The 19,695-nt window shown below is 70.2% G+C and carries 22 protein-coding genes; 16 read left to right on the forward strand and 6 right to left on the reverse strand.

Annotation, left to right across the window (positions count from 1 at the left end):
• Window positions 1-163: 163 nt before the first annotated feature.
• The 3 genes from SOM35_RS06020 (at window position 164) to SOM35_RS06030 (ending at window position 1,659) form a co-directional block, all read left to right on the forward strand.
• Window positions 164-925 carry an SDR family oxidoreductase gene (locus SOM35_RS06020; RefSeq protein ID WP_204607832.1) on the forward strand — a complete coding sequence of 254 codons (762 nt, stop codon included), beginning with the start codon at window positions 164-166 and terminating at the stop codon, window positions 923-925.
• Window positions 926-930: 5 nt separating this feature from the next.
• Window positions 931-1,383, forward strand: coding sequence for an NUDIX hydrolase (locus SOM35_RS06025; protein ID WP_320514718.1), 453 nt, complete (start codon window positions 931-933; stop codon window positions 1,381-1,383).
• Between the two features lie 114 nt (window positions 1,384-1,497).
• Entirely contained in the window at window positions 1,498-1,659 is a 162-nt protein-coding gene (locus tag SOM35_RS06030; protein WP_320514719.1) for a hypothetical protein, read from the forward strand.
• 36 nt (window positions 1,660-1,695) lie between these two features.
• Here the strand turns inward: SOM35_RS06030 and SOM35_RS06035 are convergent, their stop codons facing one another.
• The gene (locus SOM35_RS06035) at window positions 1,696-2,115 is read right to left on the reverse strand and encodes an arsenate reductase ArsC (RefSeq protein ID WP_320514720.1); all 420 of its coding nucleotides are present in this window, start codon (window positions 2,113-2,115) and stop codon (window positions 1,696-1,698) included.
• Window positions 2,116-2,478: 363 nt separating this feature from the next.
• Here SOM35_RS06035 and SOM35_RS06040 point away from each other — a divergent pair, with 363 nt between their 5' ends.
• From SOM35_RS06040 to SOM35_RS06060, 5 genes are all read left to right on the forward strand, one after another.
• Window positions 2,479-3,060: a sigma-70 family RNA polymerase sigma factor gene (locus tag SOM35_RS06040; RefSeq protein ID WP_166778938.1), complete on the forward strand. Its 582-nt coding sequence runs from the start codon at window positions 2,479-2,481 to the stop codon at window positions 3,058-3,060.
• Window positions 3,057-4,040, forward strand: a complete 984-nt coding sequence (locus tag SOM35_RS06045; RefSeq protein ID WP_320514721.1) for a CU044_5270 family protein — start codon at window positions 3,057-3,059, stop codon at window positions 4,038-4,040. Before SOM35_RS06040 ends, SOM35_RS06045 begins: the two co-directional genes overlap by 4 nt.
• Before the next feature lie 104 nt (window positions 4,041-4,144).
• Window positions 4,145-4,579, forward strand: a complete 435-nt coding sequence (locus SOM35_RS06050; RefSeq protein WP_320514722.1) for a hypothetical protein — start codon at window positions 4,145-4,147, stop codon at window positions 4,577-4,579.
• A gap of 55 nt (window positions 4,580-4,634) precedes the next feature.
• Complete coding sequence (locus tag SOM35_RS06055; RefSeq protein WP_320514723.1) at window positions 4,635-5,051, forward strand: DoxX family protein; 417 nt, start codon at window positions 4,635-4,637, stop codon at window positions 5,049-5,051.
• A 33-nt stretch (window positions 5,052-5,084) separates the two neighbouring features.
• On the forward strand, window positions 5,085-6,017 hold the full coding sequence (locus SOM35_RS06060; protein ID WP_320514724.1) for a pentapeptide repeat-containing protein: 933 nt from the start codon (window positions 5,085-5,087) through the stop codon (window positions 6,015-6,017).
• A 111-nt stretch (window positions 6,018-6,128) separates the two neighbouring features.
• On the opposite strand, the gene SOM35_RS06065 is transcribed toward SOM35_RS06060, so the two are convergent.
• The gene (locus tag SOM35_RS06065; RefSeq protein ID WP_320514725.1) at window positions 6,129-6,809 is read right to left on the reverse strand and encodes an SDR family NAD(P)-dependent oxidoreductase; all 681 of its coding nucleotides are present in this window, start codon (window positions 6,807-6,809) and stop codon (window positions 6,129-6,131) included.
• Window positions 6,810-6,927: 118 nt separating this feature from the next.
• Between SOM35_RS06065 and SOM35_RS06070 the strand changes: the two genes are divergently transcribed.
• Window positions 6,928-7,752 carry a helix-turn-helix domain-containing protein gene (locus SOM35_RS06070; RefSeq protein WP_320514726.1) on the forward strand — a complete coding sequence of 275 codons (825 nt, stop codon included), beginning with the start codon at window positions 6,928-6,930 and terminating at the stop codon, window positions 7,750-7,752.
• 13 nt (window positions 7,753-7,765) lie between these two features.
• Here SOM35_RS06070 and dhaM read toward each other — a convergent pair whose 3' ends face one another.
• The 3 genes from dhaM to dhaK all read right to left on the reverse strand — a co-directional run bounded on the left by dhaM (window position 7,766) and on the right by dhaK (window position 10,195).
• On the reverse strand, window positions 7,766-8,509 hold the full coding sequence (gene dhaM / locus SOM35_RS06075; protein WP_320514727.1) for a dihydroxyacetone kinase phosphoryl donor subunit DhaM: 744 nt from the start codon (window positions 8,507-8,509) through the stop codon (window positions 7,766-7,768).
• Window positions 8,506-9,132, reverse strand: a complete 627-nt coding sequence (gene dhaL, locus SOM35_RS06080) for a dihydroxyacetone kinase subunit DhaL (RefSeq protein ID WP_320514728.1) — start codon at window positions 9,130-9,132, stop codon at window positions 8,506-8,508. Before dhaL ends, dhaM begins: the two co-directional genes overlap by 4 nt.
• A 61-nt stretch (window positions 9,133-9,193) precedes the next feature.
• A complete protein-coding gene (gene dhaK / locus SOM35_RS06085; protein ID WP_320514729.1) occupies window positions 9,194-10,195 on the reverse strand; it encodes a dihydroxyacetone kinase subunit DhaK in 1,002 nt (333 codons plus the stop codon).
• A 369-nt stretch (window positions 10,196-10,564) separates the two neighbouring features.
• Here dhaK and SOM35_RS06090 point away from each other — a divergent pair, with 369 nt between their 5' ends.
• Window positions 10,565-11,287 (forward strand): MIP/aquaporin family protein, encoded by a 723-nt coding sequence (locus SOM35_RS06090; protein WP_320514730.1) that lies wholly within the window; start codon window positions 10,565-10,567, stop codon window positions 11,285-11,287.
• Between the two features lie 190 nt (window positions 11,288-11,477).
• Window positions 11,478-12,989: a glycerol kinase GlpK gene (glpK, locus tag SOM35_RS06095; protein ID WP_111073464.1), complete on the forward strand. Its 1,512-nt coding sequence runs from the start codon at window positions 11,478-11,480 to the stop codon at window positions 12,987-12,989.
• Window positions 12,990-13,115: 126 nt separating this feature from the next.
• Here the strand turns inward: glpK and trpD are convergent, their stop codons facing one another.
• Window positions 13,116-14,180: an anthranilate phosphoribosyltransferase gene (gene trpD, locus SOM35_RS06100; RefSeq protein WP_221849549.1), complete on the reverse strand. Its 1,065-nt coding sequence runs from the start codon at window positions 14,178-14,180 to the stop codon at window positions 13,116-13,118.
• Between the two features lie 70 nt (window positions 14,181-14,250).
• Between trpD and ctaE the strand changes: the two genes are divergently transcribed.
• From ctaE to SOM35_RS06125, 5 genes are all read left to right on the forward strand, one after another.
• On the forward strand, window positions 14,251-14,889 hold the full coding sequence (gene ctaE, locus SOM35_RS06105) for an aa3-type cytochrome oxidase subunit III (protein ID WP_110902297.1): 639 nt from the start codon (window positions 14,251-14,253) through the stop codon (window positions 14,887-14,889).
• Window positions 14,890-14,909: 20 nt separating this feature from the next.
• Window positions 14,910-15,725 (forward strand): cytochrome bc1 complex diheme cytochrome c subunit, encoded by an 816-nt coding sequence (gene qcrC / locus SOM35_RS06110; protein ID WP_111073462.1) that lies wholly within the window; start codon window positions 14,910-14,912, stop codon window positions 15,723-15,725.
• Between the two features lie 33 nt (window positions 15,726-15,758).
• On the forward strand, window positions 15,759-16,826 hold the full coding sequence (qcrA, locus tag SOM35_RS06115) for a cytochrome bc1 complex Rieske iron-sulfur subunit (RefSeq protein ID WP_111073461.1): 1,068 nt from the start codon (window positions 15,759-15,761) through the stop codon (window positions 16,824-16,826).
• On the forward strand, window positions 16,823-18,511 hold the full coding sequence (gene qcrB / locus SOM35_RS06120; protein WP_320514731.1) for a cytochrome bc1 complex cytochrome b subunit: 1,689 nt from the start codon (window positions 16,823-16,825) through the stop codon (window positions 18,509-18,511). Before qcrA ends, qcrB begins: the two co-directional genes overlap by 4 nt.
• A gap of 198 nt (window positions 18,512-18,709) precedes the next feature.
• Window positions 18,710-19,669, forward strand: coding sequence for a phosphodiesterase (locus SOM35_RS06125; RefSeq protein WP_111073459.1), 960 nt, complete (start codon window positions 18,710-18,712; stop codon window positions 19,667-19,669).
• Window positions 19,670-19,695 lie beyond the last annotated feature (26 nt).

Genomic DNA, 19,695 nt, shown 5'->3' on the forward strand with positions numbered 1-19,695 from the left:
GATGTCCGGTCCTGTTGCGTCCAACGTATCAGCGACCACTGATCGGCAGGTGGCACCGACCCGCCCCGGTGACTGCCCGGCCGTCTGCGGGCGCACGCTTGCTAGGCTCGATGCCGCCCGGGACGACCAGGACCGGCGCCGCCCCACGACAGGAGACAGCACTGTGAGCAGCCCCCTCGCCCCCGGATCCCTCGACGGCACGCGCGCCCTCGTCACCGGCTCCTCGCGCGGCATCGGAGCGGACACCGTCGGCTACCTGGCCGAGGCCGGCGCGAAGGTCGTCGTCAACTACCGCAACAAGGCCCGTCGTGCCGAGCAGATCGTCGAGAAGGTCGTTGCAGCCGGGGGAGCGGCCCTGGCTCTGCAGGCCGACCTCACCGACCACGACTCCGTGCAGGCCATGGTCGACGCGGTCGTCGCCGAGTGGGGCGGCATCGACCTGCTCGTGCTCAACGCCTCCGGCGGGATGGAGTCCGGCATGGGCGAGGACTACGCGCTCCGCCTGAACCGCGACGCCCAGGTCGACATGCTCCAGACCGCGGTGCCGCACATGCCCTCCGGCTCGCGGGTCGTCTTCGTCACGAGCCACCAGGCCCACTTCGTCGAGACCGCCGAGACCATGCCCGAGTACGTCCCGGTCGCGAAGAGCAAGCGCGCCGGCGAACTCGCCCTCCGCGAGCTCCTGCCCCAGCTCGAAGCGGCGGGCATCGAGTTCGTCACGGTCTCCGGCGACATGATCGAGGGCACCATCACCGCGACCCTGCTGAACCGCCTGAACCCCGGCGCGATCGAGGGCCGTCGGGACGCCGTCGGCAAGCTCTACAGCGTCTCCGAGTTCGCGGCCGAGATCGCCCTCGCCGCGGTCGAGCCGATCCCCGCCGACCACACCAAGCTCGTCGGCGACGTCAGCTCCTTCACGGCCTGATCGAAGTGACCGCCGCACCCGGCCTGCGCCGGACCTCCCGCATCCTGCTGCTCGACCCCGACGGGCGTGTGTTCCTCATGGACACGAACGCGCCGTCGTCCGACGGCGCGCACCGCTGGATCACGCCGGGCGGCGGTGTGGACCCGGGGGAGTCGCACCGTGACGCCGCGATCCGCGAACTCCGCGAGGAGACCGGCATCGTCATCGACGAACCCGGCGAGCCGGTCTGGTCGTGGGACTTCGCCGTCGAGTGGGACCAGGCCGACCACGACCGCGGGCACGCCGAGTTCTACGTGGTCCGGACGCCCGGCTTCGCGCTGTCCGATGCCGAGTGGACCGACGACGAGCGGGTCGACATCCTCGCCTCGCGCTGGTGGACGGCCGACGAGCTCGACGCCACCGACGAACTTTTCGAGCCGGCGGAACTGCCGGAGTTGGTGCGTCGCCACCGCGACTGACCGTCGGACGGGAGGCGCGGTGCCAGGCCGCCACGGGCCTCCAGTCCGACGGTCCGTCCGGTGCGCGGTCCGTCCCTGCGAGCGACACGCCGTCGTCGGCGTAGCGTCGCGCCCATGACGTACAGCCAGCCGGATCCGGCAGAAGAGACCACGCAGGCAGAGCCCGAGCAGCCCGACACGGAGCAGTCCACCGTCGGCGAGCGGGGCGAGGAGCACGCAGCGCTCGAGATCGACAGCTCGGACGTCCCGACGACGTCCGACGACTCGTCGAACTGACGCTCGCGCACCACGCCGGACGCCTGGTGACGGCACTCAGACGAGTGTCGACACCAGGCGTTCGACGCGTCCGCGGACGTCGTCGCGGATCGGGCGGACGGCCTCGAGCGGCAGGCCTGCCGGGTCGGTGAGTTCCCAGTCCTCGTAGCGCTTGCCGGGGAACACCGGGCAGGCGTCGCCGCAGCCCATCGTCACGACGACGTCGGCGTGCCGGACGGCGTCCGTGGTGAGGACCTCCGGCGTCCGGCCGACGATGTCGATGCCGACCTCCTGCATGGCGGCTACCGCAACCTGGTTCACCTGGTCGGCGGGTTCGGAGCCGGCGGAGAAGACGTCGACGCGGTCGCCGGCGATCGCGCGGAGGAACCCGGCCGCCATCTGCGAGCGGCCGGCGTTGTGCACGCAGACGAACAGGACGGTCGGACGGCGGGCGGGCTGGACTGCTGCGTCGCTCATGCGTCCATCCTGCCGGACGGTTGGCGGCTCCGGTCGGCGCGTGCCGCGTTCCTGGCGGGTGCCGCACAACAGAAGCTCGTCCGAACCGCGGCATCCCGTGGTTCCAGCAGGCTTCTGTTGGGCGCAGCCGTCGTGAACCGCCGCGCCGGAGCGTCAGGCTGCGCTGGGCGGGGTCCGGCAGCCCCGAGCTGTGCGCCGATAATGCATATTATGTCAGTTCGGTGGATCTGAGCGTGGGTGACCCACCACCTCGACGGGCCCCGCGCTCCCCTCGTTGTCGCTGTGGCACGATCATGCGACGAGGCAGCGGGACGGATCTGTCACACGGACCCGGTCGGCGACACCTCATGATCGGAGGTGGTCGTGACCAGACCGAGGGGGCCGGGCGAGATCCCGGACACAGAACTCATCACGTCGATCGGACGCGGTGACGCCGAGGCGTACACCGAGATGCTCGACCGACACAGCCGCGCGGTGTTCCGCTACGCCTGGGGGCTCGCCGACCAACGGTCGGACGTCGATGACATCGTGCAGGAGACGTTCCTCGTCGCCTGGCGCCGTCGGAAGGACATCCGGATCGTCGGGTCGAGCGCACTCCCCTGGCTGCTCACCAGCGCCCGGAACATCGCGATGAACACGAACCGTCAACGCCGGTCGCACCGCATCGACGAGATCGACGAACACACCGGCGCATCCGACGCGTGGTACCGACAGGTCGAGCACGACGAGGCTGCACAGCAGCTGCGGTGGGTGCAGAACGAGATCGCCGCTCTCGACTCCCCCGACCGGGAACTCTGCGAGCTCTGCCTCCTGCAGGACCGGACCTACGACGAGGCTGCCGCCATGCTCGGCCTCTCCCCCGTCAACGCGCGCAAGCGCATCCAACGATCCCGCGCCCGGCTCCGGACGAACCGCGCAGCGCAGGGGATGGAGAACATCTCATGATCACCATGCCGCCGCCCGAGGGCGCTGCCCTCGATGCCGCCATCACGCCGATCCGCCGAGCGGTCCTGGAGCAGACCGTCGCCCGGCGCCGGAACCGTTCGCGCTGGACCTTCGGCGCGCTGGGGACCGTCGCCGCCGTGACGGTCACGGCCACGGTGCTCGTCGTCGGGAACGTCACCGGCACGTCTGACTCGGTGCCGATCGTGGGCTCCCAGCCGCAGGCCGCGACCGCCGCCGAGGTGCTCGAGCGCGCCGCCGACGTCACAGTCCGGACGAGCGACCCTGTCGTCGCCCCCGGCCAGTTCCGCAAGGTGGAGGTGCAGGAAGCCAGCCAGGCGTTCTTCACCTCAGAGATGTCCGCGCTCGTGCCCTACTCGATCACCGTGTACCAGCCGGCTGACCCGACGGCCCAGTGGACCCTCGTCCGTGACTCCGGACAGCCGACCCAGTACTTCCCGGCGGCGAAGGCGGCCGAGGCGGAGGCGGCGTGGAACCGTGACCCGCAGGGGTACCCGGTGGAGACCCTGCACGCGGCCGGCGGCGCCTTCTACGGCACGCCGTGGACCCCGGCCGAGCTCGCCGAGATGCCCCGCGACCCGGCGGCGCTCTACGGGTGGGTGTCCGACCATGCGGCCGGTTCGGCCAGCCACGAGGAGGCGATGACCACCCTGATCACCGACGACCTGGGCACCGGGATGGTCCCGGCCGACCTCCGGAGCGCGATGTACCAGGTACTCGCGAAGATCCCGGGCACGACGATCACCCACGACACGGTGACCCTCGACGGGCGCAAGGGCATCGGCATCGGCCGTGACGAGGCGGCCCGCCAGGGCGAGCACTCTGAGATCGTCATCGACCCGCAGTCCGGAGACTTCATCGGGACCAGAACGCTCGTCGGGTCCGGCAACCCGACGCTGCCCGAGGGCACGGTGTTCGACTCGACCGCCGTGACGACGACGGTCGTTGACTCCGCCCCCTGAGGGCACACCGGAGCGCGACTCGTGAGACGGCCGGGAGGCCCGTGGCGACCCCGCCACGGGCCTCCCGGCCGTCGGGCGGAACGACGTGTTAGGTTGTGCGCAACATGATTGCACGCAGCAGGACCACCAGCGCGGTCGGCACCGCACTCACCGCGCACGGCACGGCGACGCTCGTCACGGAGCCGCTCGGTCAGCGCGCCAGCCGGATGACGGAGCGCGGCTTCGCGCCCGGCCTCCCGCACGCGGTCCTCGTCCCGCTGCTTGAGGTCGCGTCCGGCACGCTGCTCCCCCGCACCGGAGTGGTCGGCGCCGCAGCAGCCGCGGCTGCCACCGCTCTCGGTGCGGTCCGCGTCGGAGCGGACGTCGAGGACCACACGGTCACCACCGGCACCGCTGCCGCGGTCGGCCTGACCGTCGCCGGGCTGAGCGCTGCCGTCCGCGCGACCCGTGGCCGCTCCCGCGCCGGACTCCTCGCCGTGATCGGCACCGTCGTCGTGTTCGAGCTCGTCCGCCGCCGCCGCGTGCTCCGGGCGCGCTGACCCGGTCCACCTCCTTCCCGTCCCGCTCCCCCACCACCGAAAGGCACCCGAACCGATGTCCCGTCGCCGTTCCTCCCGCTCCTCCGCCCCCCGCACCGTCGTCCGCATCCTGCTCGGTGCGACGATGACCTGGGCCGGCATCAGCCACCTCACCGTCGCCCGCGAGGAGTTCCGCGCCCAGGTGCCGAAGTTCGTACCGCTCGACCCCGACGTGACGGTCCTGGCCTCCGGCATCGCCGAGATCTCGCTCGGCGCCGCCCTCATGCTGCTCGTCCGTCGTCAGGCGACGGTCGGGTGGGTCGCCGCGGTGTTCTTCACGGCGATCTTCCCCGGCAACATCGCGCAGTGGATGCACCACCGCGACGGCTTCGGGCTGGACACCGACACCAAGCGCTTCGTCCGCCTGCTGTTCCAGCCGGTGCTCATCGCCGTCGCACTCTGGGCCACGAACGCGCTCCGCAAGCGCCGCTGAGCCGTCCCTCGTGGTGAGCTAGCCTCGTCCGCGATGACGACACGTACCCGGGTCACCCTCGGTCGCCGCGAGGACCTCGGCGCCGACTGCGCCAACTGCTTCGGCCTCTGCTGCGTCGCGTTGGCGTTCACCCGGTCGGTCGACTTCCCGGTGGACAAGGACGCGGGCGACCCGTGCGCCAACCTCGACCCCACCGACGGGTGCACGATCCACCCGCGCCTGCGGTCCGAGGGCTTCCGGGGCTGCACGGTGTTCGACTGCTCGGGCGCCGGACAGAAGGTGTCCCGACACACCTTCGCCGGCCGGTCCTGGCGTGACGACACGGCGACCCGCGACGCGATGTTCGCCGTCTTCCCCGTCGTCCGCCGGCTGCACGAGCTGCTCCGGTACCTTGACCAGGCGATCACCCTCGCCCACGACCCCCGGGCAGCCGCACCGCTGACGGAGCGGTTCGACCGGGTGCGCGCCCTCAGCGACGCGGACCCGGACACGCTGCTCGCGGCGGACGTGGACGCGGAGTACGACGCTGCCCGGCCGCTCCTCCTCGATGCGAGTCGGGAGGCGCGCGCTCGGGACGCCCGCACCCGGGACGCCCACACCCGTGACGCCCACACACGGAACGCCGGTGCCCAGCACACCGGCAGCGTCCGTGCCCCGACGAGCGACGACCGCCGCGTCGGCCGTCTGCGTGTCGGCCCGGGCGCGGACCTGCTCGGCGCCGACCTGCGGCGGGCGGACCTTCGGGGTGCGAGCCTCCGCGGAGCGCTCCTCATCGGCGCCGACCTGACGGGTGCCGACCTCCGCCGGTGCGAGTGCATCGGCGCGGACCTCCGCGACGCGGACCTGTCCGGTGCCGACCTCCGGGGCGCGGTCTACCTGACGCAGATGCAGGTGAACGCGGCACGCGGCGACGCACGGACCCGCCTCGACGACGGGTTCCAGCGACCGTCCCACTGGGCAGCCTGACCCGCACCACCGCAGACCGACGACGCACCGCGACCAGACGGACGGACGGGAGGCCCGTGGCGGATCCGCCACGGGCCTCCCGTCCGTCGTCGGCTCGGCGGCCGGTCGTCGTCAGTAGTCGACGCGCCCGTGCCGGTTGTGGAACTCGCCGGTCGGCCCGTCCGGCCCGAGGAGCGCGAGCATGACGGTGGCATCCGTGCCCTCGGTCACCGTCTGGTGGCCGGAGTGCCCGTTGAAGTCCGTCGCGGTGTAGCCCGGGTCGCTGACGTTGACGCGGAACCCGGGCAGGTTCTTGGAGTACTGCACGGTGAGGGTGATGACGGCGGCCTTCGACGCGGCGTACGGGATGCTCGGCACGGGGAACTCGTCGTGTCCCGGCGTGCTGAGGAACCGCGGCCAGCCGACGCCGGACGCGACGTTCACGATGACGGGGTTCTCGGAGGCACGGAGCAGCGGCAGGGCGGCCTGCGTGACCCGGACGATGCCGGTGACGTTGGCGTCGAGGACGGACGCCATCGCATCGGCGGTCAGGTCGTCGACCCCGTGCGCGGTGCCGAGCACCCCGGCGTTGTTGACGAGGACGTCGAGCGCGGGGATCGACGCGACGGCCTCGTCGATGCTCGACTGGTCGGTGACGTCGAGGCGGACGACGGTGGCGCCGAGGGCACGCACCTCGTCGGCGTCGTCGGGGTTGCGGACGCCGGCGTACACGGTGTGGCCGGCCTCGAGGAGTCGGCGGGCGGTCTCGAGTCCGAGGCTGCGGTTCGCCCCGGTGATGAGTGTGGTGGTCATGAGGACCATCGTGCTCGCTCTGCCCCGACTCCCCCAGGCCCCGTTCGACGTGCTGTCCCGTGGACCCTGGGACTGTGAGTACCACGGTCCCGCGACCGATCCGCGCGAGGATGGGTGCATGAGCGAGTTCGCCGACGTCCTGCGGTCCTGGCGCGACCGGGTCACCCCTGCCGAGGTCGGGCTGCCCGCCGGTGCCGGGCGGCGGACCGCGGGGCTCCGGCGTGAGGAGCTCGCGGCCCTCGCCGGTGTCAGCGTCGACTACGTCGTGCGTCTCGAGCAGGGCCGTGCCACCAACCCGTCACCGCAGCTGCTCGCCGCCCTGGCCACCGCGCTCCGTCTGACCGAGCTGGAGCGGGACCACCTGTTCCGGGTCGCCGGCGCCGCGCCGCCGTCCCGCGGGCTCGTCCCCCGGCACATCACGCCCGGCGTGCAGCGGATCGTCGACCGGCTGACGGACGTGCCGCTCGCCGTCTTCACCGCCAGCCACGACCTGCTGCACCGCAACGAGCTCTGGGCCGCGGCCACGGGCGACGGCGACCGGTGGCAGGGGCGCTCGGCGAACCTGGTCTGGCAGTTCTTCACCGACGGCCACGCCGGGGTCGACTTCGACGACGAGCACGCCGAGGCCTTCGCGTCCGACCTGGCCGCCGACCTCCGCACCGCGCTCGGTCGCTACCCGGACGACCGGCACCTCGCCGAGCTCGTGCGGGACCTGCGGGCGACGAGCCCCGAGTTCGAGCGTCGCTGGGGTGAGGCCCGGATCGCCGAGCACCGGACCAGCCGCAAGACCCTGCGGACGCCGGTCGGCCCGATCGAGGTCGACTGCGACACCCTCTCGGTGCCGGGCAGCGACCTGCGGATCGTCGTCTACACGGTGGTCCCCGGCAGCGAGGACGCGTCGCGACTCGACCTGCTGCGGGTCACGGGCCTCCAGCGCGTCTGACCCTCCGCGAGGGCTACTCGCCGAAGCCGGACCGGACCAGGTCGGCCAGGGCGTCGACCGCGGCGCGTGCGTCGGGGCCCGAGGCCTCGATCGTCACCGCCGCCCCCTTCGGCAGCGCGAGCGCCATGATCGCCAGCAGGCTCTTCGCGTCGACGCCGTTCACCCGGACGGACGCGTCGTGCTTCGCGGCGGTCTTCACGAACTCCGCGGCGGGACGTGCGTGCAGGCCGGACGCGTTCACCAGCTCCACGGTGACAGAGGAGTGGGTCCCGTCGGCCGCAGCAGCGTGGGTCCCGTCGGCCGCACCGGCGTCGGCCGGGTGGGGCGCGCCTCCCGGGAGGCGCGTGGCCGCGTCGTCGGGACCGGCGTCGGTCCCGCCACCGGCAGCGCTGGCAGCAGCCGCCAGGACCGCGTCGACGTCGCCGCCCGTCTGGGCGGCGACCGCCGCAGCGACGGTCCCCTCGACGACCGGGGCGTCCGAGACGTGCACGCGTGCACGGAGCTCGTCGTCGAGGAAGTCGAGCGCGGTGTCGGTCGTCAGGTAGGCAGAACCGAGGTCGCAGAGCACGACGATGCCGACCGCGCCGACGAGCTGTTCGATGCCGGCGGTGATCGCCTCGAACGAGGTGCCGATGCCGCCCTCGTCGGTGCCGCCCGCCGCGACGAGCTGCACGTCGCCGGCCATCTGCCGGGCGATGTCGACCGTGCCCTGAGCGACGGCGGCGCTGTGCGAGACGACGAGGATGCCGACGCTCATGCCGCGTCCACGGCCGCGCGCAGGACGTAGGCGCTCGACTGGGCGCCCGGGTCGCGGTGCCCGACGGCACGGTCGCCGAGGTAGCTCGCACGGCCCTTCCGGGCGACGAGTGCGTCGGTCGACTCCGCACCGGTGGCGGCGGCGTCGGCGGCCGCGGCGAGCACGCGCTCCGGGGTCTCCCCCGCTGCGGCTGCCGCAGCTGCCGCGTCGACGGCCGGCGTCCACGCGTCGATCATCGTCTTGTCGCCGACCTCGGCCTTGCCGCGGGAGACGACGCCGTCGCGGGCCGCGGTGAGGACCGCGACGAGCGTGTCGGCGTCGAGCTCCGTGGCGTCGCCGGCGGCCTGGGCTGCCTTGAGGTACGCGGTGCCGAACAGCGGACCGGCCGCACCACCGACCGTGGAGATGAGCTTGGTCGCCACGAGCTTGAACACGGCGCCCGGGGTCTCGAGGTCCGCGTCGTCGAGTGCGACGAGCACCGCCTGGAACCCGCGGTCGAGGTTCTCACCGTGGTCGCCGTCACCGATCTCGCGGTCGAGCGTGATCAGCTCCGCCCGGTGCTCGTCGATCGTGGCGGCGGTGCGGCGGACCCAGTCGATGGCCCAGGCGGTGTCGAGCGACAAGGTGTGTCCCTTCGTGCGGCCGACCCGTGGTCGGCGTCTTGAGCGGAGTCGTCGTGCGGTGTCAGCGCCCCCAGCGGAGCGACGGCGTCTCCACCGGCGCGTCCCAGAGTGCGGTGAGGTCCTCGTCGAGCACCGTGACGGTGAGCGAGAACCCCTGCATCTCGAGGGAGGTGACGTAGTTGCCGACCAGGCTACGCGCGACCGTGTAGCCACGATCCGACAGGACCTCGGCGGCGCGTCGGTAGGCGATGTAGAGCTCCGACTGCGGCGTGCCGCCCATGCCGTTGACCAGCAGGAGCAGCTGCGAGCCGGCGGGTGCCTGCAGGTCGGTCAGGATCGGCTCGAGCACGCGGTCGACCAGTTCGTCGGCCGGGGCCATCGGGATGCGCTCGCGACCGGGCTCGCCGTGGATGCCGATGCCGAGTTCGACCTCGTCGTCGGCCAGCGTGAACGAGGGCTCGCCGGCGTGCGGGACGGTGCCGGAGGCCAGCGCGAGCCCCATGGACCGGGTCACCTCGTTGACGTGCCGGGCCACCGCCGCGACGGCGTCCAGGTCGTCACCGCGCTCGGCGGCGGCGCCGGCACACTTCTCGACGACGACCGTGCCGGCCACGCCACGGCGACCGGCGGTGAAGAGCGAGTCCTGCACGGCGACGTCGTCGTCGACCACGACGCTCTCGACCCGGACGTCGTCCATCGCGGCGAGCTCGGCGGCGGTCTCGAAGTTCAGGACGTCCCCGGTGTAGTTCTTCACGATGTGGAGCACGCCCGCTCCCCCGTCGACGGCCTTCGTGGCGGCGACGATCGGGTCGGGGGTCGGGCTGGTGAACACCGGGCCCGGCACGGCGGCGTCGAGCATGCCGTGTCCGACGAAGCCGGCGTGCAGGGGCTCGTGGCCGCTGCCGCCACCGCTCACGATCCCGACCTTGCCGCTGACCGGGGCGTCGCGGCGGTGCAGGTGCACCGGGTCCTCGACCAGCACGACGTGCTCGGCATGGGCGAGGGCGAACCCCCGGACGGTCTCGATGACGACGTCGTGTGGGTCGTTGATGAGCTTCTTCATGCTGCGCCTCCGGGAGTGCGACGAGGGTGTGACACGGGTACGACACGGATGTCCGGCACCGGTCCACCGTCTGCACACCGCCGACGTCGTCCGGAGTCGGCTCACTGTACCGCCGGGACGTGTCCGTGCCAGGGGCAGCTCCGGGCACCTGTGCCGTCGTGCTGCACGTTCGTGCAGCCGTCGCTCGTCCCGAGCCCGTCCCCGAGTCCTCGCGCATCCACGTCCGGTGCACGTCCGTTCACTTTCGCCGGAATGCGGTTCGTGTCCATCACCCTCCGGAAATCCCCAGCACTATGCTCGGGCTCAATCACTCGACGGGGAGTGCCGGTGCTCAGCCGGGCCCCCGACCACAGCAAATCGGAGGTACCGGTGGACGACATCGGCGTCAAATTCCTGTCTGAGCTCGTCGGCACGGCGCTGCTCATCATCCTGGGTGGCGGCGTGGTCGCCGCGGTCTCCCTCACGAAGTCCAAGGGCTTCGGCGCAGGCTTCCTCATGGTCACGATCGGTTGGGGCTTCGCGGTCTTCGCCGGCGTAACCGTCTCGTACAAGTCCGGCGGCCAGCTGAACCCCGCCGTGACCATCGCGCAGGCCATCATCGGCAACATCACCGTCGGCGAGATGTTCCTCTTCTGGCTCGCGCAGCTCATCGGCGCGATCATCGGTGCCGTCATCGTCTGGCTCGCCTACAAGCAGCACTTCGACGAGGAGCCCGACCCCGCGGCCAAGCTCGGCGTGTTCTCGACCGGCCCCGCGATCCGCAACTACGCGTGGAACCTGGTGACCGAGATCATCGGCACGTTCGTCCTCGTGTTCGTCGTCCTCGCCTTCACGAACGGCAAGACGCCGACCGAACTCGGCGCCATCCCGGTCGCCTTCCTGGTGATCGCGATCGGTGTCTCGCTCGGTGGCCCCACCGGCTACGCGATCAACCCGGCCCGTGACCTCGGCCCGCGCATCGCGCACGCCTTCCTGCCCATCAAGGGCAAGGGCACCAGCGACTGGTCCTACGCCTGGGTCCCGGTCGTCGGCCCGCTCGTCGGTGGCACGATCGCCGCGCTGCTCGCCGGACCGCTGCTCCCGATGGCGTAGCTCGTCCCCGCACCAGCACGACGCACGACCAGCACCACCCGCGCGGCCGCCGCACTGCACCTCCGGCGTGGCGGCCGCGTCCCACCCAGCGCGTCCAGGCGCGCCGCACCACCCGCACAACCCGCACCACCTGAGCGACCGGGTCGACCCGTCCCGTCCGCAGCACCGAACACCGTCGTAAGGAGCACCAATGGCCGACTACATCGTCGCCATCGACCAGGGCACGACCAGCACGCGAGCGATCGTCTTCGACCACTCCGGATCGATCGTCTCCGTCGGTCAGAAGGAACACGAGCAGATATTCCCGCGCGCCGGTTGGGTCGAGCACGACCCGGCGGAGATCTGGGACAACACCCGCGAGGTCATCGGCCAGGCACTCTCCCGCGCCGACATCACCCGCCACGACGTCGCCGCCGTGGGCATCACCAACCAGCGTGAGACCGCCGTCGTCTGGGACCGCACCACCGGCAAGGCCGTCTACAACGCCATCGTGTGGCAGGACACCCGCACCCAGGCGCTCGTCGACAAGCTCGCCGACGGTGACACCGACCGCTACAAGGCAATCGTGGGCCTGCCCCTGGCGACGTACTTCGCCGGTACCAAGATCATGTGGATCCTCGAGAACGTCGAGGGCGCCCGTGAGAAGGCGGAGGCCGGCGACCTGCTCTTCGGCACCACCGACACCTGGGTCCTCTGGAACCTGACCGGCGGCACCGACGGCGGCGTGCACAAGACCGACGTCACCAACGCCTCGCGCACCCTGTTCATGGACCTCGAGACGCTGCAGTGGCGCGACGACATCCTGGCCGACTTCGGTGTGCCGAAGTCGATGCTCCCCGAGATCGTCAGCTCCTCCGAGGTCTACGGTCACGTCGAGTCCTCGAGCCTCCTCCGCGAGGTCCCGATCGCCGGCATCCTGGGCGACCAGCAGGCAGCGACCTTCGGCCAGGCGGCGTTCGACCAGGGCGAGTCGAAGAACACCTACGGCACCGGTAACTTCCTCATCTTCAACACGGGCACCGACATCGTCCGCTCGGAGAACGGGCTGCTCACGACCGTCGGCTACAAGCTCGGCGACCAGGAGACGCACTACGCACTCGAGGGGTCGATCGCCGTCACGGGCTCACTCATCCAGTGGCTCCGCGACAACCTCGGCATCATCGGCAGCGCGCCCGAGGTCGAGACCCTCGCCAAGTCGGTCGAGGACAACGGTGGCGTCTACTTCGTCCCCGCCTTCTCGGGCCTCTTCGCCCCCTACTGGCGTCCGGACGCCCGCGGCGCGCTCGTCGGCCTCACCCGCTACGTCAACAAGGGCCACATCGCGCGTGCCGCCCTCGAGGCCACGGCACTCCAGACCCGCGAGGTCCTGGACGCCGTCAACGCCGACTCGGGCGTCGAGCTCACCGAGCTCAAGGTCGACGGTGGCATGACCGCCAACGACGCGCTGATGCAGTTCCAGGCCGACATCCTCGACGTCCCCGTGGTCCGCCCGGTGGTCGCCGAGACGACGGCCCTCGGTGCCGCCTACGCCGCCGGCCTGGCCGTCGGCTTCTGGGCGAACCTCGACGAGCTCCGTGCCAACTGGCAGGAGGACAAGCGGTGGACGCCGTCCATGGACGCCGAGGAGCGCGAGCGCACGCTGCGCCTCTGGAAGAAGGCCGTCACGAAGACCTTCGACTGGGTCGACGAGGACGTCCGCTGACGTCGGTCGTCTGACCGACCACGCAACAGACGGGAGGCCCGTACCGGTTCTGCGGAACCGGTACGGGCCTCCCGTCGTTGCGTGGTGCGCGCGACCCGACGCGTGCTCCCGTCGGGTGTCGGCGGCTCAGGGCGACGTGACGGCCGGCGCCACACCGACCCACTCGTCCAGTTTGCGCATGGCGGCGCCGGAATCGATCGAGTCCGACGCGATGACCAGCTGCTCGCGGAAGCGCTGCAGGATCGGGCGGTCCGCCTCGGTCGGGTCCTGCGCGAGACGGAAGGACACGAGCCCGGCCGCGGCGTTCAACAGGACGATGTCGCGGACCGGTCCGGTCTCCCCCGCGAGCACCGTGCGGACGATCGCCGCGTTCTCCGCCGGCTCGCCGCCGAGCAGGTCCTCGGTCCGGGCACGGGCGATGCCGAGGTCACGCGGGTCGAGGTCGTGCTCGGTGATGCGGCCACCGGACACCTCCCAGATGTGGCTGTGGCCGGTGGTGGTGAGTTCGTCGAGGCCGTCGTCGCCACGGAACACGAGTGCGGTCGCTCCCCGGGTCTGGAACACGCCCGTGATGATCGGCACGAGTTCGAGCTGTGCCACGCCCACCGCGTTCGCCTCGCACCGTGCCGGGTTCACCAGCGGGCCGAGGAAGTTGAACACCGTCGGGACCCCGATCTCCCGCCGGACCGGGGCTGCATGGGCGAATCCGGGGTGGAACGCGCTGGCGAAGGCGAAGGTCAGACCGACACGCCGGAACGTCTCGGCGACACGCGCGGCGTCCATCGTGAGGTCGAGGCCGAGCGCGGCGAGCACGTCGCTCGAGCCGGACTTGGACGAGCTCGCGCGGTTGCCGTGCTTGACGACGGGCACGCCCGCGGCGGCGATGACGATCGCGGCCATGGTCGAGACGTTGACCGTGCCCACCACGTCCCCGCCGGTCCCGACGATGTCGAGCGCCATCGGGTCGACGTCGAGCGGGACGGCGGCGTCGAGGATCGCGTCCCGGAACCCGACCACCTCGTCGACGGTCTCGCCCTTGGCGCGGAGGGCCACGGCGAAGGCCGCGATCTGTGCCGACGTGGCCTTCCCCTGCACGATCTGCTCCATGGCCCATGTGGACTGCCTGATCGAGAGGTCCTCGCGCGCCATGAGCGCGCTGATCACGGCCGGCCAGGTGAGTGCGTCAGACATGGCTCGATCGTACTGATTCTGGAGGACCCGCCAGTTGCCTGCGAAAACACTGTCGGGGGTTTCCGCCATAATGGAAGACGTGACAAGCACCCCTCTCTCCAGATCCGTCAGCGGTCCGGTCTTGAACAGGCCGAACCCCGTTGCCGTGGGGACGATCGTGTGGCTGGGCAGCGAGGTCATGTTCTTCGCCGGCCTGTTCGCGATCTACTTCACGCTGCGAAGCACCTCCCCCGAGCTCTGGGCAACCGAGAGCGCCAAGCTCGAGGTGCCATTCGCGTCGGTGAACACCATCGTCCTGGTGCTGTCGAGCTTCGCCTGCCAGTTCGCGGTCTTCGCCGCCGAGCGGTTCCAGGTGCACCGCACCAGCTGGAACCCCAAGGACTGGGGCATGACGGAGTGGTTCTTCGTCACCTACTGCATGGGCGCGATCTTCGTCTGTGGGCAGATCTTCGAGTACGCCAACCTCTGGCACGAGGGCATGACGCTCTCCTCGAGCGCCTACGGCTCCGCGTTCTACATGACCACCGGCTTCCACGGTCTGCACGTGACCGGCGGTCTCATCGCCTTCCTCCTCACGCTCGGGCGTGGGTTCGCCGCGAAGAACTTCGGGCACAAGGAAGCCACCACCGCGATCGTCGTGTCGTACTACTGGCACTTCGTCGACGTCGTGTGGATCGGTCTCTTCGCCGTCATCTACCTCCTCAAGTGAGAATCAGGCAGCCCCACAGCATGTTCAACACATCGAAGAAGAACAAGAAGGGCCGTCGCTCCCCCCTGGCGACCGTGTCCCTCCTCGCCGTCGCACTCATGACGACGGGTGGTGCGTACGCACTGTTCAGCACGTCGGCCAACGCCGACGACAGCACCAACACGACACTGGCCGCATCCAGCCAGTCGCAAGTCAACGAGGGCCAGAAGCTCTTCGCGTCGAACTGCGCCACCTGCCACGGCCTCTCCGCCCAGGGCACCAGCGAGGGCCCGTCCCTCATCGGTGTCGGCGCCGCCTCGGTCGACTTCCAGGTCGGCACCGGGCGCATGCCGCTCGCCGCCCAGGGTCCCCAGGGTGAAGAGAAGCCCGAGCAGTTCACGGACCAGCAGGTCGACGCCATGGCGGCCTACGTCGCCTCGCTCGGCCCCGGCCCGTCGATCCCCTCGACGAAGCTCACCGACGGTGCAGAGGGCGACGCCGCCGAAGGTGCCGAGCTCTTCCGCATCAACTGCGCGATGTGCCACAACGTCGCCGGTGCCGGTGGCGCCCTGACCGAGGGCAAGTACGCGCCGAACCTGCGCGACGTCTCCGGCAAGCACATCTACGAGGCCATGCTCACCGGCCCGCAGAACATGCCGGTCTTCAACGACCTGAACCTGACCCCGGACCAGAAGGCCGACGTCATCACGTACCTCAAGTACGTGCAGGACAACAAGTCGCCCGGTGGCTTCGGTCTGGGTGACCTCGGCCCGGTGGCCGAAGGCCTGTTCATCTGGATCTTCGGTCTCGGAGCGGTCGTCGCGATGACCGTCTGGCTGACCGCGAAGACCAACTGATCGTCCGTGTCGCACGACACTGAAGGGAACACCATGGCAGAGCACGACGACGAGGCACTGAACTCGTCCTCGGCTGTCGAGAAGCACGGCGCCACGGAGCCGGTCGGGACCGCTGTCCTGCCGCACGAGCCGTTCGAGAACCCGGGCGAGCCGCCGCACCGCGCCCGCCGCACGGACGTCGACCCGAAGAAGCAGCGTCTGGCCGAGCGCCAGGTCGCGACGTTCTTCTACGTGTCGATCGTCGCGAGCGTCCTGTCGATCGCCGCGTACATCGCCTTCCCGATCGACCCGAACGACTTCGGCACGGTCCGCACCGCGAACCTCTTCCTCGGCCTCTCCATCACGCTCGCGCTCCTGGCTCTGGGCATCGGTGCCGTCTACTGGTCGAAGACGCTCGTCTCCGACCGCGAGATCACCGAGATGCGCCACACCACGCGTGGCACGGACGCCACCCGCGCCAAGGCGGTCGAAGCCTTCCAGCTCGCCGACAAGGAGTCCGGGTTCAGCCGCCGCAAGCTGATCCGCAACTCCCTCATCGGTGCCCTGGTGGCCTTCCCCCTCCCCGGCATCGTCCTGGTGCGCGACCTCGCGCCGAAGGAAGACCCGAACGAGCTGCTCCGTCACACCTTCTGGAAGTCGGGCCTGCGCCTGACCAAGGACCCGACGGGTCTGCCGATCAAGGCCTCCGACGTCACCATCGGATCGGTGTTCCACGTCATCCCCGAGGGCATGCTCGACTCCGAGCACATGCTCGAGGAGAAGGCGAAGGCCGCCGTCCTCCTGATGCGCCTGGACCCGAAGGACCTGAACCCCGCCAAGGGCCACGAGAACTGGGGCTACGACGGCATCGTCGCGTACTCCAAGATCTGCACCCACGTCGGATGCCCGGTCGCGCTCTACGAGCAGCAGACGCACCACCTGCTGTGCCCGTGCCACCAGTCCACCTTCGATGTCTCGAACAACTGCGAGGTCATCTTCGGACCGGCGGCCCGCCCCCTTCCCCAACTTCCGATCTCGGTCGATGACGACGGCTACCTGGTCGCACAGAGCGACTTCCACGAGCCGGTCGGCCCGTCCTTCTGGGAGCGTGCCCGCTCATGAGCAGCACAACGACCACATCCCCCACCACCGAGTCGGCGAACAAGCCGACTCCTGACCGTGGTTCGCGACTGATCAACTACACCGCGAACTACATCGACGAGCGCACCAGCATCTCCGGCCTGGTGAAGGAGGTCGGTCGCAAGATCTTCCCCGACCACTGGAGCTTCATGCTCGGTGAAGTCGCGCTCTACAGCTTCGTCGTCGTCCTGCTCTCGGGGACCTTCCTGACGTTCTTCTACCAGGCGTCCATGGCCGAGGTCGTCTACAACGGCACCTACGTCCCGCTCAAGGGCGTGGACATGTCGGTGGCGCTGCAGTCGACGCTGAACATCTCGTTCGAGATCCGCGGCGGTCTGTTCGTCCGGCAGATCCACCACTGGGCAGCACTGCTGTTCGTGGCCTCGGTCATGCTGCACATGGCCCGCGTGTTCTTCACCGGCGCGTTCCGCAAGCCGCGTGAGCTCAACTGGGTCTTCGGCTTCGTGCTCTGGGTCCTCGCCATGGCCGAGGGCTTCACCGGCTACTCGCTCCCCGACGACCTGCTCTCCGGCAACGGTCTGCGCATCATCGTCGGCATGATCGAGGGTGTCCCGGTCATCGGTGTCTGGATCGCCTACCTGCTCTTCGGTGGCGAGTTCCCCGGTACCGACATCGTCGGCCGCCTGTACACGCTGCACATCCTGCTGCTGCCGGCGATCCTCGTCGCGGTGCTCGGTGTCCACCTCGTGCTCGTCGTCATCAACAAGCACACCCAGTACGCCGGCCCCGGCAAGACCAACGACAACGTCGTGGGCGTCCCGATCCTCCCGGCGTTCGCCGCGAAGGCCGGTGGCTTCTTCTTCATCGTCGCGGGCATCCTCGCCGCCATCGCGTCGTTCTTCACGATCAACCCGATCTGGAACTACGGCCCGTACGACCCCTCCCCCGTGTCCGCCGGTACCCAGCCTGACTGGTACATCGGCTTCGCGGACGGTGCGCTCCGTCTGGTGCCGCCGCACTGGGAGGTCAACTGGTTCGGCTACACGGTCTCGTTCAACATCCTCGTGCCGATCGCGATCCTCATGGGTCTCATCGTGACGATCTTCGTGTACCCGTTCATCGAGGCCTGGGTCACCGGCGACAAGCGTGAGCACCACATCGCCGACCGCCCACGCAACGCCCCGACCCGCACCGCGATCGGTGTCGCCGGCATCACGCTCTACGGTGCCCTGTTCACCGCGGCGTCGTCGGACCTCATCGCGACCCACTTCATGGTGTCGATCAACCACGTGATCCACGTGCTCCAGGCAACGACGGTCCTCGGCCCGTTCGTCGCCTTCTGGATCACGAAGCGTGTCTGCCTCGCACTGCAGAAGAAGGACCGCGAGATCGTCCTCCACGGGTACGAGTCGGGCCGCATCGTCCGACTGCCGCACGGTGAGTACATCGAGGTCCACGAGCAGCTCGACGAGTACGAGCGCTGGCGTCTGCTCGAGTTCAACGACTACAAGCCGCTGATGATCCGCCCGGACTCCCGCGGCCGAATCACCTCGCTGCAGAAGGCCCGTGCACGCGCCTCCCGCTTCTTCTTCGAAGACCGCATCGAGCCGGTGTCGAAGAACGAGCTCGAAGCCGCACACGCCGCCCACCACGGTCCGGACCTCGAAGGGACCCACCAGGCCCCGCAGGTCGGTGCCGGTAGATAACACTTCTCGGCAAGAACACACGAGCCCCCGTTCGCTTTGCGAACGGGGGCTCGTGTGTTCGCCTCATGTCGTTTCGCCTCAGGACACCGGACACGCCGCCCCAGTTCACGGGGCGTTCAGACGGCAGTGCTGGAATCGTCGAGGACGGTGTGGCACTGTGTTGCACCACGCACCCGCTGCCAACGGAAGAAGAGACCGATGGACGCCCGGACGGCTGAACACCCCAGGCCGAACCACTTCCTGCTCCACCTCAGCGACACCCACCTCATCGCCGGCGACGGCGCGCTCTACGGAGCCGTCGACTCCGCCGCACGACTCGGCCAGATCATCGCCGAGATCGAAGCCTCCGGCTCCCGCCCGGAAGCGATCGTCATCACGGGCGACGTTGCCGACAAGGGTGAACCCGGCGCCTACGTCAAGGTGCGCGACATCATCGAACCCGCCGCCGAACGCCTCGGCGCGCAGGTCATCTGGGCGATGGGCAACCACGACGAACGCGGGGCCTTCCGGCAGGAGCTCTTCGGCCTGCAGCCCACCGACCGTCCGGTGGACTTCGTCTACGACGTCAACGGCCTCCGCGTCATCACGCTCGACACGAGCGTCCCTGGGCACCACCACGGCGAGGTCTCCCCCGAGCAGCTCGACTGGCTCGCCGAGGTCCTCTCCGAAGCGGCTCCGCACGGCACGATCCTCGCGATGCACCACCCGCCGGTGCCCAGCGTCCAGGACCTCACCGTCCTCGTCGAACTGCGCGACCAGCCCGCCCTCGCCGAGGTGGTCGAGGGCAGCGACATCCTCACCATCATCGCCGGCCACCTGCACTACTCGACCAGTGCCGTGTTCGCCGGCATCCCCGTCTCCGTCGCCAGCGCCACCTGCTACACGCAGGACCTCAACGAGTTCCAGGGCGGCACCCGTGGCCGCGACGGTGCCCAGTCGTTCAACCTGATGCACGTCTACGGCCACCAGGTGGTGCACTCGGTCGTGCCGATCGGCACCTACTCGACCGTCGGGGAACCCGTTTCGTCGATCGAGACCGAGGCCCGTCTCGCCGCGGCCGGCGTCGTGATCCCGTCGGCCGTCGAGCCGGCGCCCGTCACGGCGTCCATGCCGGTGTTCACGCTCGACTCGGTGCCGGTGTCCCCGATCCACCGCTGAGCGCCCAGGAGGGCCAGCCACGGCCC

Source organism: Curtobacterium sp. CFBP9011, from assembly GCF_034045095.1.
In the GTDB taxonomy this organism is placed as follows: Bacteria; Actinomycetota; Actinomycetes; order Actinomycetales; family Microbacteriaceae; genus Curtobacterium.